This is a genomic window from Ruminococcus sp., from assembly GCF_017650195.1.
Taxonomy (GTDB): Bacteria; Bacillota; Clostridia; order Oscillospirales; family Ruminococcaceae; genus Ruminococcus.
In genome coordinates this window covers 1-13,935 of the sequence record NZ_JAGCFH010000085.1, presented here as the reverse complement: position 1 = coordinate 13,935, position 13,935 = coordinate 1, and the positions used below count along the sequence as shown (strand labels likewise).

Annotated in this window: 12 protein-coding genes; 7 read left to right on the top strand and 5 right to left on the bottom strand. The window is 46.8% G+C overall.

Features of this window, described 5'->3' with window-relative positions:
* Positions 1–47 precede the first annotated feature (47 nt).
* The 5 genes from J6U00_RS03510 (at position 48) to J6U00_RS03490 (ending at position 5,909) form a co-directional block, all read left to right on the top strand.
* Positions 48–860, top strand: coding sequence for a peptidylprolyl isomerase (locus tag J6U00_RS03510; protein WP_296578946.1), 813 nt, complete (start codon positions 48–50; stop codon positions 858–860).
* A gap of 142 nt (positions 861–1,002) precedes the next feature.
* Entirely contained in the window at positions 1,003–2,496 is a 1,494-nt protein-coding gene (locus J6U00_RS03505; RefSeq protein ID WP_296578943.1) for a peptidylprolyl isomerase, read from the top strand.
* A gap of 114 nt (positions 2,497–2,610) precedes the next feature.
* On the top strand, positions 2,611–3,912 hold the full coding sequence (locus J6U00_RS03500; protein WP_296578940.1) for a UDP-N-acetylglucosamine 1-carboxyvinyltransferase: 1,302 nt from the start codon (positions 2,611–2,613) through the stop codon (positions 3,910–3,912).
* 115 nt (positions 3,913–4,027) lie between these two features.
* Positions 4,028–4,489 (top strand): hypothetical protein, encoded by a 462-nt coding sequence (locus tag J6U00_RS03495; RefSeq protein ID WP_296578936.1) that lies wholly within the window; start codon positions 4,028–4,030, stop codon positions 4,487–4,489.
* Positions 4,490–4,568: 79 nt separating this feature from the next.
* Positions 4,569–5,909, top strand: a complete 1,341-nt coding sequence (locus tag J6U00_RS03490; protein ID WP_296578933.1) for an MATE family efflux transporter — start codon at positions 4,569–4,571, stop codon at positions 5,907–5,909.
* A gap of 136 nt (positions 5,910–6,045) precedes the next feature.
* On the opposite strand, the gene J6U00_RS03485 is transcribed toward J6U00_RS03490, so the two are convergent.
* Both J6U00_RS03485 and J6U00_RS03480 read right to left on the bottom strand, forming a co-directional pair.
* On the bottom strand, positions 6,046–6,657 hold the full coding sequence (locus J6U00_RS03485) for a TetR/AcrR family transcriptional regulator (RefSeq protein ID WP_296578931.1): 612 nt from the start codon (positions 6,655–6,657) through the stop codon (positions 6,046–6,048).
* 37 nt (positions 6,658–6,694) lie between these two features.
* On the bottom strand, positions 6,695–6,994 hold the full coding sequence (locus J6U00_RS03480; protein ID WP_296578929.1) for a hypothetical protein: 300 nt from the start codon (positions 6,992–6,994) through the stop codon (positions 6,695–6,697).
* Between the two features lie 237 nt (positions 6,995–7,231).
* Here J6U00_RS03480 and J6U00_RS03475 point away from each other — a divergent pair, with 237 nt between their 5' ends.
* Both J6U00_RS03475 and J6U00_RS03470 read left to right on the top strand, forming a co-directional pair.
* Positions 7,232–9,337: an MMPL family transporter gene (locus J6U00_RS03475; RefSeq protein WP_296578926.1), complete on the top strand. Its 2,106-nt coding sequence runs from the start codon at positions 7,232–7,234 to the stop codon at positions 9,335–9,337.
* 29 nt (positions 9,338–9,366) lie between these two features.
* Positions 9,367–12,081: a hypothetical protein gene (locus J6U00_RS03470; RefSeq protein WP_296578922.1), complete on the top strand. Its 2,715-nt coding sequence runs from the start codon at positions 9,367–9,369 to the stop codon at positions 12,079–12,081.
* A 69-nt stretch (positions 12,082–12,150) separates the two neighbouring features.
* Here the strand turns inward: J6U00_RS03470 and J6U00_RS03465 are convergent, their stop codons facing one another.
* The 3 genes from J6U00_RS03465 to J6U00_RS03455 all read right to left on the bottom strand — a co-directional run.
* Positions 12,151–12,648, bottom strand: a complete 498-nt coding sequence (locus J6U00_RS03465) for a GNAT family protein (RefSeq protein WP_296578919.1) — start codon at positions 12,646–12,648, stop codon at positions 12,151–12,153.
* Between the two features lie 68 nt (positions 12,649–12,716).
* A complete protein-coding gene (locus tag J6U00_RS03460; RefSeq protein WP_296578916.1) occupies positions 12,717–12,989 on the bottom strand; it encodes an immunity 53 family protein in 273 nt (90 codons plus the stop codon).
* 100 nt (positions 12,990–13,089) lie between these two features.
* Positions 13,090–13,935 (bottom strand): HAD-IC family P-type ATPase (locus tag J6U00_RS03455; RefSeq protein WP_296578913.1); only part of this gene is annotated, 846 nt, incomplete at its 5' end.

Sequence of the window (13,935 nt, the reverse complement as noted above, 5' to 3'; positions counted from 1 at the left end):
ATACATTATGTATAATATAGAAAGTATGCTATCGAAAGGATATTTTTATGGTACAAAAAAATAAAGTAGTGAGAGCGGTGCTTATTTTTACGCTCGTAATGGGCGTTGCCACTCTTTTTGTCACGTTTACCGGAGTTATGAAGGAGCGTAACAGCAGCTATATCTCAATAGATCCCGAAACAATGAATCTTGTACAGCTGGAAGGACCGAAATACGGCGATCCCATAGCCATTGTGGACACAACGCTGGGAGAGTTCAGATTTGTTCTCTACCCGGAATATTCTCCGAAGGCAGTGGAGAATTTCATGGATCATGCAAAAAACGGCGGCTATGACAATACTTATGTGTTCCACTCTGACAGCGGCGTATTCTCGGCAGCAGGTGCTGCGAATAAGGACGGCTCTGCCAAAGACAGCTTCCACGAGCACGTGGTAAGGGAGCTCAGCCAGGACCTCTGGCCATTCAAGGGCGCCGTTATGGCCATGAATACGGATATAGACCAGAATCTGAAGGATAAGATATTTGGCGGAGGCACATATCTCAACGGCAGCCGCTTTTTCCTCGTGAATACTATCGATTTCACCGACGAGCTGAAACAGGAGATCAAGGATATATCACAGGATCAGAGACTGGCTGACGCCTTCATAGAAAAGGGCGGAGTTCCAAATTTTTCACAGCAGATGACAGTCATCGGTCAGACCTACAGCGGCATGGAGGTCATCGAAAAGCTTGCTTCGCTTGAGACAGTTGAAAAGGACGGTTACAAGTCACCTGTTGAGGACGTAATGATAAAGTCGGTAAAGCTCGGTGTATATTCTGACGTGGAAAAGCCTTCAGACAGCGGAAAACGGACGGAATGACATAAAAATGTGCTTAAACTCTTTACAAATCAGGTTTTTTGATGTATAATATATAGTTGAAGTATAATATTTTGAACCTGTCCTCGGACATGCTTCACTAAATCAAAGATATTCAGACACTATATTTCCAAGGAGAAAACAGATGTTCAGAAAAATCATCTCAGGTCTTGTCTGTCTTGCAGCAGTTGCTTCGGCACTTGCTTCATGCGGAAAGGACGCGAGCGGAACTTATACGGATAATACCGGCAGCAGTACAACTGCCGCTACTACAGCTCCGACTACACAGCCGGCTACTGCGGAAAATGTTGATATCGCAAACTTTACAGCACCGCAGAAGGGCGATACCATAGTTGAAATGAAAATAAAGGACTACGGCACCGTAAAATTCAGGCTCTTCCCGGAGTATGCGGATAAGGGCGTGGAGAACTTCGTGGAGCTGGCTAAAAGCGGCTACTACAACGGTCTGAAGTTCCACAGAGTAATAAACGATTTTATGATACAAGGCGGCGACCCCAACGGCATCGGCACAGGCGGTGAAAGTATCTGGGGCGGAAAGTTTGATGGTGGTACTGATCCGCACCTTATTCATGTTGCGGGTGCTCTCGCATATGCGAACAGCGGCAGCACCGCCACTAACGGAAGTCAGTTCTATGTGGTCACCGGTACGAAATATACCGATGAGGACTTTGAATCGCTGGCTCAGAAAAATTATACCTTCTCTGACAATGCAAAGAAGATATACAAGGAAGTCGGAGGAGCTCCGTGGCTCGACGGAAGCTATACGGTCTTTGGACAGGTTATTGACGGACTTGATGTTATATTCAAGGTGCAGAACGTTTCTGTGGATGCACAGAGCGCTATGCCATACAAGGATGTTATCATGGAATCCGTTACCGTCGGCGAGTACGATGGCAGCGATATCCGCTGGTATATAGAGGATTATGATGATTTTGACCCTGAGGAGATTAAGAACTCCACTGGCAGGGAAAATCTTACTGTAGCCAACTTCACCTCTCCCAAGGAGGGTGAAAAGATCGTAAGCATGAAGATAAAGGGCTACGATAATGAGATAAAGATTAAGCTCTTCCCAGAATATGCGGAACAGGGCGTTGAGAACTTCGTTACCCTTGCGGAGCGTGGTTATTATGACGGACTTACATTCCACAGAGTCATAAAGGACTTTATGATACAGGGAGGAGATCCCAACGGCGACGGAACAGGCGGAGAGTCCATATATGAAAAGGGCTTCGACGGCGGCACTGATCCTCATCTTATCCACGCTGCAGGAGCTGTCGCCTACGCTAACAGCGGCACTACCGCTAGCAATGGCAGTCAGTTCTACATCGTAACGGGTACGGTCCTCAGTGACGATGAGCTGAATGATTACAAGTCAAAAGGCTATGACTTCACAGACAATGAAACTGAGATATATTCCACCTACGGCGGTACGCCGTGGCTCGACGGAGGCTATACCGTGTTCGGTCAGGTGTTTGACGGACTCGATGTGGTATTCAAGATACAGGAAACAGAAACAGCAAGCAATAATAAGCCGGCAGAGGACGTTATTATAGAGAAAATAACAGTAACGGACTACGATGGCGGAGATGTTCGTTGGAGCATCAATGATTATAAATGATAATACCGGGCGGAAGATCCGGAAATATGTGTGTTCGGCGATATATGCCGGGGAACAAAAGAAAGAAATTCGGGAAAAAATACATATTGCCCGAAAAATAAGGAGAGAAAAAATTTGGATAAGTTTGTTGTAAAAGGCGGAAGACGCCTTGAAGGTGAAGTTACCATAAGCGGAGCCAAGAACGCAGCTGTTGCGATACTGCCCGCAGTCATACTTTCAGACGAGCCCTGCGTTGTAGAAAATGTACCTTACATCAGCGATGTCAGGATTTGTCTTCATATCCTTAAGGAAATGGGAGCTCAGGTAGAGAGCGTTGGCAAGGACGCTTACAGGATCAATCCCACGACTATAAACAAGATATGCGTTCCTTATGAATACGCAAGGAAAATGCGCGCTTCCTACTACTTCCTCGGAGCTCTTTTAGGCAAGTTCAATAAGGCAAGAGTATCCATGCCGGGCGGATGTCCTCTCGGAGACCGTCCTATAGACCAGCATCTGAAGGCTTTCACAGCCCTCGGCGCTGAGTATACTCTCAGTCAGGGCATGATAGACCTTAACGCTGAGAAGCTCTCGGGCAATCAGATATTTTTCGATGTTGTCACTGTCGGAGCTACAATGAATGCCATGCTTGCAGCCGTAAAGGCAGAGGGTCTCACTATTATAGAGAATGCTGCCAAGGAGCCTCACATCGTTGACCTTGCGAACTTCCTCAATTCTATGGGAGCAAATATTATGGGCGCAGGTACTGACGTTATCAAGATCAGAGGCGTCGAGCACCTCCATGGAACGAACTACGCCGTTATCCCTGATCAGATAGAGGCAGGCACTTTTATGGTGGCAGTTGCGGCCACAAAGGGCGACGTACTTATCAAGAACGTAATACCCAAGCACCTTGAGTCGATCACAAAGAAGCTTGAAAAGATTGGCGTTAGTATAGAGCAGTACGATGACAGCATAAGAGTATGGGTGGACGGTCCTCTTGTAAAGACCAATGTAAAGACCGCTCCTCACCCTGGATTCCCTACGGATATGCAGTCACAGATAGCTACGCTTCTCTGTCTTGCAGAGGGTACAAGTATTATTACCGAGAATATATGGGAGCAGCGCTTCCGCTACGTTGACGAGCTCAGGAGAATGGGCGCGGATATTACCGTAAACGGCAAGGTAGCTCTTATTGAGGGCACAGGCAAGCTCATGGGAGCTCCCGTGAAGGCGTGCGACCTGAGAGCAGGAGCGGCTCTAATCATCGCAGGACTTGCCGCAAGCGGTGTCACTGAGATAGAGGACATATACCATATCGAAAGAGGCTACGACTGCATGGAGGGAAAGCTCCGTGCATTGGGTGCCGATATTGAAAAGGTAAGCGTTCCCGACAAGGCCGAGGACAAGCCCGACAGCACAAAAGCTGCGGTTTAATAAGTAATGTTGCTGCTGCACAGAGGTGCGGCAGCTTTTTTGTCTGCGAAACAATTGGATAGCACATGAATTGGACTCCAAAGGACGGTGTCCCGTAAGAATATGAGGACTAATTATGAATAATAAAAGATATGAAACATTACATGATACTAGTCTATCAATGGTAAATACTATTATTCTAATACTTACAATATACTGGATATGTCATTTTATAAAGTGTATTATTAAAACGAAGTCACTTACAACGGCACTTCTTAAATCAGTGGTAAGTGATGCAGCACCAATTATATTTGTTCCTTGTATCATAGCTATTTTAATATTCTTTTTAGATTGGGCAATATATGCAGTGCTCAAAAAAGTTGTCTTGAAACATGGAAAAGTTTTCAATGGATACATTTCAAAAGAAATAAAGCAAAGCAGAATAAACAGAAATGGTGGTTATTCGACCTACAGATATATTGTCGATCTTGACAATGGTACAAAGGTAAAAAGTACTGTATTTACTTCTCAAATCAGCGAGAGTAAATGTGTGGTTCACAAATACTTAGGTATTGTTGTACTGACAGACTTTGAGTGATCTGTATATTGTAAAAAGTACACTGACAGAGGGACGCGGTCCTGTCGGGCGGCGTTTCCTGTTCATAAAAAGGAGATATATGAAGGATAAAGGATTATACAAAAAACTGTTCACAGTTGTCACGCCCATAGCTTTCCAGTACTTCATGTCGTCGCTGGTAACAGCTTCTGATGCTTTTATGCTAGGATTCATGAATAAGGATTCGCTGGCAGCTTCCTCGCTGGCTGGGCAGATAGCCTTTGTGTACGGGCTCTTCATCTATGCTTTCGTGCAGGGCTGCGGCGTTATAGCTGCCCAGTACTGGGGAAAAAAGGACAAGGCTACAGTAGAGTCAGTGCTTGCGCTGAATATGAGGTATTCCCTTTTCGTGGGAGCTTTTTTCACGCTGGCGGCTTTAATGATACCCGAGCAGATAATGCGGATATTTACCTCAGATGCCGAGCTAATAAACCTTGGCGGAGTATACCTCCGGACAGTTGCTCTGTCCTACATACTTGCCGGCTTTTCACAGTCTTATTTCGGCATTATGAAGACCTGTGACCTTGCAGGGCTCAGCTCCCTTATAGGCAGCCTTGCTGTGGTTATCAATATCGTGCTCAATGCCTGTCTTATATTCGGTCTCGGACCCTTTCCGGAAATGGGGATATCAGGTGCCGCTCTTGCGACAGTTATCGCAAGAGCTTTCGAGTGTGTGTTCGTTCTTGCGGTTATACGGATCGGAAAATGCATTCCTCTGCGTATAGGACTTATGCTCCATTCCAAGGATAAGGATCTCCATAAGGATTATATTAAATATACTCTTCCCCTGCTGCTTAATCAGCTGGGCTGGGGCGGCGGAGTTACCATGTATTCGGTAATTATGGGACATCTTGGTTCGGACGCTACGGCCGCAAACTCAATTGCGAGCATAGTTAGGAGCATGATAGCAAGTCTTTGCTGGGGCATAGCCACGGGAGTAGGCATAGTACTCGGCGGTATGCTGGGAAGGAACGAGATAGAGGAGGCTAAAAAGGCAGGAGGCAGGTTCGTCAGGCTGTCCCTTGTTATAGGTTTTGGCTCCGGACTGGTTATACTCGCGGTAACTCCTCTTGTACTGCACGTAATAGACCTGAGCGAACAGGCGAACTATTACCTGAAATACATGATGCTTATGGCAGCCTATTATATCATCGGAAACTCACTGAACTCCACCGTGATAGGCGGACTTTTCCCCTCGGGCGGAGACACGAGGTTCGGCATGATATGTGATATCGTGACGCTCTGGTGCGTTGTAGTACCTGCCGGTATGATAGCGGCTTTTGTACTGAAGCTGCCGGTGCTTGCGGTAGCTTTTATACTCACTCTCGACGAGTTCGTGAAAATACCTGCGGTATATAAGCATTACGTGAAGTATAAATGGCTGAAAAACATTACAAAATAGCTCATACAAAAAGGCAGTCCCTCACACACTTGGACTGCCTTTATTTTTGTTCAAGGGAAAAACTTTGCATACATAAGTTCTTTTAAAATCTTGCATGAAAGGTTTCCTGTTCTTTATGCACTTACGGTCTGATATATTATTTCCCGCTGCCCTCGTGCTGGGATATTATCAGCTTTATGGAATCGTACAGATAGGGCTTGAGCTTTTCAAGGCTACATGGTTCGCTGTAAAGTATCGCCGAGTAGCAGGTGGAGCTTACAAGCTCTATTATCATGAAGAGCATTATCTCAGGATCGCGGAAGCCGTTTGGAGCTTCTGCCAGCATTTGGTAGTACACGGAGGAGAAGTCCACATCGTCCTCGGATACTGGCGATGTGATAGCGTTTTTGAATATGCCCCAGCTTAGGTTCTTGGAAATGAATGTGAGGAGTGACTTGTTCTCGTTGAGCTGATTGATGATATTATCAATTATGCAAATCAGCTTTTCCTCAAAGGGCAGCCTGTCCAGCTTATCGCCGAGAGCGCTGATGGCATTTTTGAAAAGCAGACTCGATTTATGGGCAACAAGCTTGTTGCGTATGTCGTACTTGTCCTTGAAATAGAGGTAGAACGTGCCCTTTGCAACGCCTGCCTTGCTTACTATGTCGGTTATAGAGGTCTTGCCGAAACCCTTTGTGGTGAAGAATTCAAAGGCTGTCCTCAGGAGAGCATTTTCTTTCAGCTTTTTATTTGTATCTACCTTTCCCATTATCGTACACCTTTCTTTGAATCATAATTTACAGTTATTATGCATCTTCTTCAAGTGGCCAAGTATTGAAAATAGCACCTATTCCGTTTTTACAGGCTAAATCAAAACAAGATTGTAAATCAGGTTCATCATCATAATAATCCCTGCTGGATAAATAGACTTCTTCGATGTTAATAGTTTCCCAACCTTCAGAATCTATATATTGTTTAGCTGCGTTTATTGCAGATTGCTGATTTTTAGCATTTACCCAACAATTTACATACGCACCTCCAAACTGTTTGGACTCATTGTTGTTCGAACAAGTTCTTGCTTCAATCAATAAATAGTATATATTCATATTTTCTCCTGATTAATTAATTACGATTTATTCTAATTATAGTCCGAAAAAACAAATGTGTCAAGATAATAAAAATGACCAGTGGTCAGGCTCTTTTTAGGGATAAATTGTGCAAATATACAAAAATATGACCAACAGTCAATTTGCGGCACTCAAACTATTGACTGTTGGTCATTTTTGGAATATACTATGTAATAACAGCAACAGCTGAAAATATACGGAGAAAGGATTGGTAATATGCTTAAATTCAGTGAGCTGATCGTAAAACACCGGGTACTCGTACTTATTATCGGAGTGCTGCTGCTTATCCCGTCAGCTCTCGGATATGTGAATACCCGCGTAAACTACGATATACTCTCATATCTCCCGAAAGATATAAATACAATGGTGGGACAGGACATACTCAAAGAGGATTTCGGACAGGGCGGTTTTTCTCTTGTAATGGTGGAGGGAATGAGCGACAAGGACGTTGCGGCGACTGCCGATAAAATAAAGGCTGTAGACCATGTTTCCGACGTTATCTGCTATCAGTCCATGACTGGCTGCACTATTCCCAAGGAAGTTCTTCCCAGTAATATATATGACTTCTTCAACCACGGAGACAATACCATGATGGCGGTATTCTTCGACGATACCACCTCAGCTGACGGCACTCTTACTGCGGTCGGAGAAATGAGGAAAATAACCTCGGAGCAGTGCTTCATAAGCGGTATGTCGGCAATAACCCTCGACATGAAAAACATCACCCAGAGCGAGACCCTTATATATGCAGTAATAGCTGTGATACTTACGAGCATCGTCCTTACAGTAACTATGGATTCATTCCTGATACCACTGTTCTTTATGCTGAGTATAGGCTTCGCGGTGATATGGAACCTCGGCTCAAATATACTTCTCGGCGAGATATCCTTCATAACGCAGGCGCTTGCAATGGTACTCCAGCTGGGTGTTACTATGGACTACTCCATATTCCTGTGGCACAGCTACAAGGAGCAGCAGAGATACTTCCCGGACAGCAGACAGGACGCAATGGCGCATGCTGTTGCGGCTACTATAACGGCAGTAGTGGGAAGCTCCTTCACAACGATAGCCGGCTTCCTTGCAATGTGCTTCATGACCTTTACCCTCGGTCTTGATCTCGGGCTTGTAATGGCAAAGGGCGTTGTATGCGGAGTTATCGCCTGCGTAACTGTTCTTCCAGCAATGATACTCATATTTGACAAGCCTATCGCCAGGACCTCCCACAGAGATTTCCTTCCGGCGTTCAGGCGAACATCGTCATTCATAATAAAACACTCGTGGGTATTCCTCACAGCTGCCATAGTGATACTGATACCTGCCGTATTCGGCAATAGCCACTACGGGGTATACTATAAGCTGGACAGCACCCTTCCTGCCTATCTCGACAGCGTTAAGGCCAATACAAAGCTTGCCGAGGACTACAATATGAACAGTACACATATTCTCATGTTCGATTCTTCCATGAGCGCCAAGGACGCTAACAAGATGATGAATGAGATAAAGAGCGTTGACGGTGTGCAGTTCACTATGGGCTTCAACTCCCTGGTGGGCTCGGCAATACCCGAGGAGGCAGTCCCCAGCGAGCTGACAAGCGTACTGAAAAGCGACAAATGGCAGCTTATGCTGATAGGCTCCGAGTACGAGGTGGCTTCTGACGAGGTAAACGCTCAGGTGGAAAGGCTGAACGGTATAGCAGCAAAATACGACAGTGGCAGTATGCTCATAGGCGAGGCTCCGGCAACAAAAGACCTTATAACAATAACAGACAGGGATTTCAGGATAGTGAACTTCCTTTCAATAGCGGCGATATTCCTTATAATCGCAATTACCTTCAAGTCGCTGACCCTTCCTGTGATACTCGTATCCGTCATAGAGCTGGCAATAATGATAAATCTCGGCACTGCTTTCTACACGGGCTCAAAGCTGTCATTCATAGCTCCTATAGTCATAGGCACCATACAGCTTGGCGCGACTGTGGACTATGCCATACTCATGACTACTAGATACCGTACTGAAAGACACAGCGGCAGGGACAAAAAAGAAGCTGTCAGCATAGCGCTAAGTACTTCGATAAAGTCCATTATAACCTCGGCGCTGGGCTTCTTTGCGGCAACGGTAGGAGTTGCGGTGTACTCGGATATAGGACTTATCTCGGAGTTGTGTATGCTTCTTGCAAGAGGTGCACTTATATCAATGGCAGTGGTAATAACAATGCTGCCGTCGATGTTCATGATCTTTGACAAGGTGATATGCAGAACAAGTGCAGGTTTTCTTTCCGAGGAAGAGAAGAAAAAGCACCGTAATATATTCAGAACGGCGTAAACAGAGTTTTATACAAAGGAGAGAAAGATATGAAAAGGTTGAGCAAGGTAATGGCTGCACTGCTGGCGGTAACTGTTTCAGCAGGCGCAACAGGTTCCATAGCTTATGCAAACAGCAGAAACGAAAAGGGTGCTGAACAGGCACCGGAAAGCGAAAAGAAGACAGCTTACGCTGACAGGAAGGATAACGGCGAACGCGCCTCCAAGGACGAAACGGTATATGTTCTCTGCAATAACGATTCGTCAGTAAAAAATGTGGTGGTCAGCGACTGGCTCAAGAACTCTCCTGCTCTTGCGAGCCTGTCCGATGTATCCGACCTCAGCGATATAATAAATGTAAAGGGCGACGAAGCCCTCAGCATAAGCGGAGCTCATCTTAACTGGGAAGCTGACGGCGACGATATTTACTATAAGGGCTATTCCGACAAGGCGCTGCCCGTGGATGTGACTATGGATTACTTCCTTGACGGAAAAAAGGTTGAGCCAGCTAGTATAAAGGGCAAAAGCGGTCATCTTGTGATACGCTGGACCTATAAGAATAAGCAGAAGGTCAGCAAGCTTGTAAACGGAAAAGAAAAGGAGCTTTATGTGCCCTTCATGGCAGCAAGTGCGGCTGTACTCAGTACGGACAGCTTCCTCAATGTTGAGGTCACCAACGGAAAGATACTTTCCGACGGCGAAAAGCTCATTGCTGTGGGTATGGCTTTTCCCGGACTTAGAGACAGTATAGATCTCAGCGGTTTTGATGGCATAGATGTTGATATACCGGACAGCTTCGAGATATCTGCTGACGTCAGAAACTTTGAGATGAATACCTCAGTTACGGTCGTATCCAACGAGATATTCTCAAAGCTCGATGTAGACGGCGCTGTGGATCTTAATGAACTGAGAGCCAAGGTGAAGGAGCTAAGCGATGGAGCCGAAAAGCTCGAGAACGGTACGGCTTCGCTTTATGACGGAATAAAGCAGCTGGGCGGCGGCACAGGCAATCTGACGGCAGGTATAGACAGGCTGCTCTCAGGCTCTCTGGAGCTGAAAAACGGTGCGGCAGAGCTTGATGACGGAGCAAAGAAGCTGTCTGACGGTGCGAAGACGCTCTCAGACTCCACAGGAAAATTCGAGGAGGGGCTTTGCAGTGCAAAGGAAGGCTCTGCAAAGCTTGCGGACGGTCTCGGACAGGTAAGCGGAGGAGCTGCACAGTTATCGGATGGTTTAGGCGGCGCAAAGAGCGGCTCTGAGGCTCTTGTTGAGGGCTTAGGAAAGCTAAGCGCAGGTGCGGAGGCTCTCAGCGGCGGTATAGACGATGCAAAGAAGGGTTCTGATGCTCTTGAAGCAGGCTTTGCACAGGTAAACGAGGGGGCGGCTGCTCTCAAAACCGGAGCTGATACTCTTACATGCGGCGTGGGAGCTCTTGCGGATGGCAGTAAGCAGGTAAAGGACGGCTCCGCACAGATCTCCACGGGAGCGGCTGCTCTCAGCGAGGGAGCTTCAAAGCTAAGCGAATCTGTGGGACAGGTGTCCGCAGGCATAGGTAGTGCAAAGAGCGGTGCTGACGCTCTTGCAGAGGGTATAACGAGCGCAAAGACCGGCGCTGACAGTCTGACAGCAGGTGCGGCTTCACTTACTGAGGGAGCTTCAAAGCTAAGCGACGGTATCGCACTTGCAGGTGCTTCGCTGGATACTACCATAGCTGCAAACGAGCAGGCTCTTGCGGCTTTGCAGGCAGTATATCAGCAGTCTCCCTCACAGGAGCTTGCTGTGGCTATAGGCACATTGCAGCAGACCATAGAGGGTCAGAAGCAGATATCAGCTTCAATGAACGAGGGCGGACAGCTCAGTACGGGAGCGGATTCCCTAAAAACCGGAGCTTCACAGCTGGTTGGCGGTCTCGGACAGCTTGGCAGCGGTCTTGAAGCCGCACAGAGTGGCTCGGCTTCATTGCAGCAGGGACTTGCAAGGCTCGATGAGGGCGGAAAGGCTTTAGCGGCAGGCGCAGGACAGCTTTACGGCTCAACGGAGCAGCTCTCAAAGGGCGCGGCAGACCTGAGTACAGGTGCGGCGGCTCTCGACAGCGGTATAGGAGAGTTTTCGGGCGGCAGCAGCAAGCTCACAGGCGGTTTTGATTCTCTCATAAAGGGCATAGAACAGCTCGGAGGCGGTAGCACTTCTCTGAATACAGGTCTCGGAAAGCTTTCTGCAGGAGCGCTTGATCTCACAGGCGGTATATATAAGCTGTCTGACGGTGCGGCAGCCCTCGATAACGGTCTTGCGCAGCTCTCGCAGGGCTCGCTTACGCTTAATGGCGGTCTCGGACAGCTCACGAGCGGAGCGAAAGAGCTTGACGGTGGTCTTGCACAGCTTTACGGCGGCAGCACTCAGCTCAGCGGCGGCGCAAAGACACTATATGATTCGATAGTGCTCCTGAGCGGCGGTGCGTCTAAGATTTACGGTGGTACAGGCGAGCTCTACAGCGGTATCGGACAGTTAAAGACGGGCGGTACAGCTCTTTCAGACGGCGTGAGCAGACTTGAAAGCGGCGCAAAGGAGCTCAGCGACGGTATGATAAAATTCAACAACGAGGGTATCTCCGTTATTACAGGGGCAGTCGATGAAAAGCTGCCGCAGCTCGTTGACAATCTCAGAGCGCTTAGAGAGGCTTCACTGGAATACAACAGCTTCTCGGGAATTTCTGATGATATGGACGGCAGCGTTAAGTTTATCTATCTCGTTGACGGAACTAAGTAAGAGAAATAGTTATTAGAGTATAATAAAAGCCATAGTCATTTGAACTGACCATGGCTTTGCGTTAATGTCTTATTTTTTTAGCACCATATTGCACCTGCCCCATATTTCTTCGCCGAAGGCAAATGCGTTTTCTTCTGTGCGCCTTTCGGTAAAGCCGGCGCTCTCATAGCACTTATGCGCTCTTTCGTTTGCGGTAAAAACGTTTAGCTGAACTGTGTCCGCTTTGAGTATCTCGAAGCAGTATTTTGCTGCAAGCTGTATCATTTCTTTTCCGTAGCCCCTGCCACGCTGTGCAGGGTCAATCAGAACAAAAGCCAGCATAGCCTCGTTGCTTTCGGTGTTTATGCCGCAGCATAAAAATCCTACCGTACTTCCATCGTCAGTAGTTGCCACAAATGGGCAGTCTCCGTGTTTTGTGTACATAGCTGCCAGGAATTCGTCAAAGGCATTTTTTTCAAGCGGAAACGGAGCGTGTTTTGCACTCCACATTGCATGAGTGCGTTCGTCTGTAACCCAGTTCTTTATTGCGTCGAAGTCGTGTCTTGGTATGTATGGTCTTAGTCTCATGGTAACACCTCTTTGTTAATTCGTAATTAGTGTGTCCGCTTATTCGGACATAGTGAATATGCAAAAAGTTAGCTCTCAGACCATTTTTTAAAAATCTCGAGAATGGTGGATAACTTATCTGTATCGCCAGCCCCTTTAAATCTGCCATCTTCGACCCAACACATAATCCAGTCTTCATCGCCGTTATCAATCTGAATTTTTTCAAATTTCTTGTCTTCTAATGATGTTTCAATCAAATTTATTTCAACAGACCATCCTGGGTTGTCTACAGTGCGGATAGAGACGTTTTTATATGAGTGCTCCCAGTCACCGTCACAATTGGATTTATACCATTTTTCCAACCATTTTTATCATATTCATATACCTTACGCAGCTCCTTATTATTTGTAAGTATAAAGCATGGGCGTCCAAAGGGCGCCCATATTACTTTCTATTCTCTACTTACTTCTTATCAGCCGCCCGCTGGAAGCACTTTACTATCTCAACGATAGGTACGATACAAGCGCCTACCAGGAATGCCCAAAGATAATTTGAACCAGTGAGAGCTTCAAGTGAGAACATTGTCCTGAGCGATGGTATGAAAAGTACCGGTATCGTCAGGAGTGCTGAAAGCGCAATAGCTCCAATAAGAACTATATTTCTGCTCTTCATTGTGAATATTGAGCCCTTTAAGCTTCTCATGTTCCATGCGTGGAGCATTTCACATACGCAGAGTGTAATGAACGCCATCGTTGTGCCGGCCTCGGGAGAGGTCTGTGCTCCGATGAAGTAGGAAACAAGTGTGAGAACTGCGATCGCTGTGCCCTGCCACAGCAGGTTTATACCGAGACCGTCAGAGAATATGTGTGAATTGCTGCTTCTTGGCTTGCGTGACATTATACCCTGTTCTGCAGGCTCCATGCCAAGAGCTATTGCTGGGAAGCAGTCAGAGATGAGGTTTATCCATAACAGGTGTACAGGACTGAATATGCTTCTGCCCTCACCGATGAAGAATGTAGCCGCAAGTATGCAGAGCACCTCGCTGAGGTTGCTTGAAAGCAGAAACTGTATAGCCTTGCGGATATTGTCATAGATACGTCTGCCCTCTTCGACAGCGCCTACGATAGTTGCAAAGTTGTCATCTGTGAGCACCATATCAGCAACGTTCTTTGTTACGTCTGTACCTGTGATACCCATACCTACGCCGATATCAGCGCTCTTGATTGAAGGAGCATCATTTACGCCGTCGCCTGTCATAGCTGTGGTCATGTCCTTCTTGCGCCATGCGTTTACTATACGCACCTTGTG

Bases quoted from the DNA above. Each gene is read 5' to 3' on its own strand.
- J6U00_RS03485 (WP_296578931.1), bottom strand. From the start codon at position 6,657: ATGGGAAAGGTAGATACAAATAAAAAGCTGAAAGAAAATGCTCTCCTG.
- J6U00_RS03465 (WP_296578919.1), bottom strand. From the start codon at position 12,648: ATGAGACTAAGACCATACATACCAAGACACGACTTCGACGCAATAAAG.
- J6U00_RS03510 (WP_296578946.1), top strand. From the start codon at position 48: ATGGTACAAAAAAATAAAGTAGTGAGAGCGGTGCTTATTTTTACGCTC.
- J6U00_RS03475 (WP_296578926.1), top strand. From the start codon at position 7,232: ATGCTTAAATTCAGTGAGCTGATCGTAAAACACCGGGTACTCGTACTT.
- J6U00_RS03495 (WP_296578936.1), top strand. From the start codon at position 4,028: ATGAATAATAAAAGATATGAAACATTACATGATACTAGTCTATCAATG.
- J6U00_RS03505 (WP_296578943.1), top strand. From the start codon at position 1,003: ATGTTCAGAAAAATCATCTCAGGTCTTGTCTGTCTTGCAGCAGTTGCT.
- J6U00_RS03490 (WP_296578933.1), top strand. From the start codon at position 4,569: ATGAAGGATAAAGGATTATACAAAAAACTGTTCACAGTTGTCACGCCC.
- J6U00_RS03470 (WP_296578922.1), top strand. From the start codon at position 9,367: ATGAAAAGGTTGAGCAAGGTAATGGCTGCACTGCTGGCGGTAACTGTT.
- J6U00_RS03480 (WP_296578929.1), bottom strand. From the start codon at position 6,994: ATGAATATATACTATTTATTGATTGAAGCAAGAACTTGTTCGAACAAC.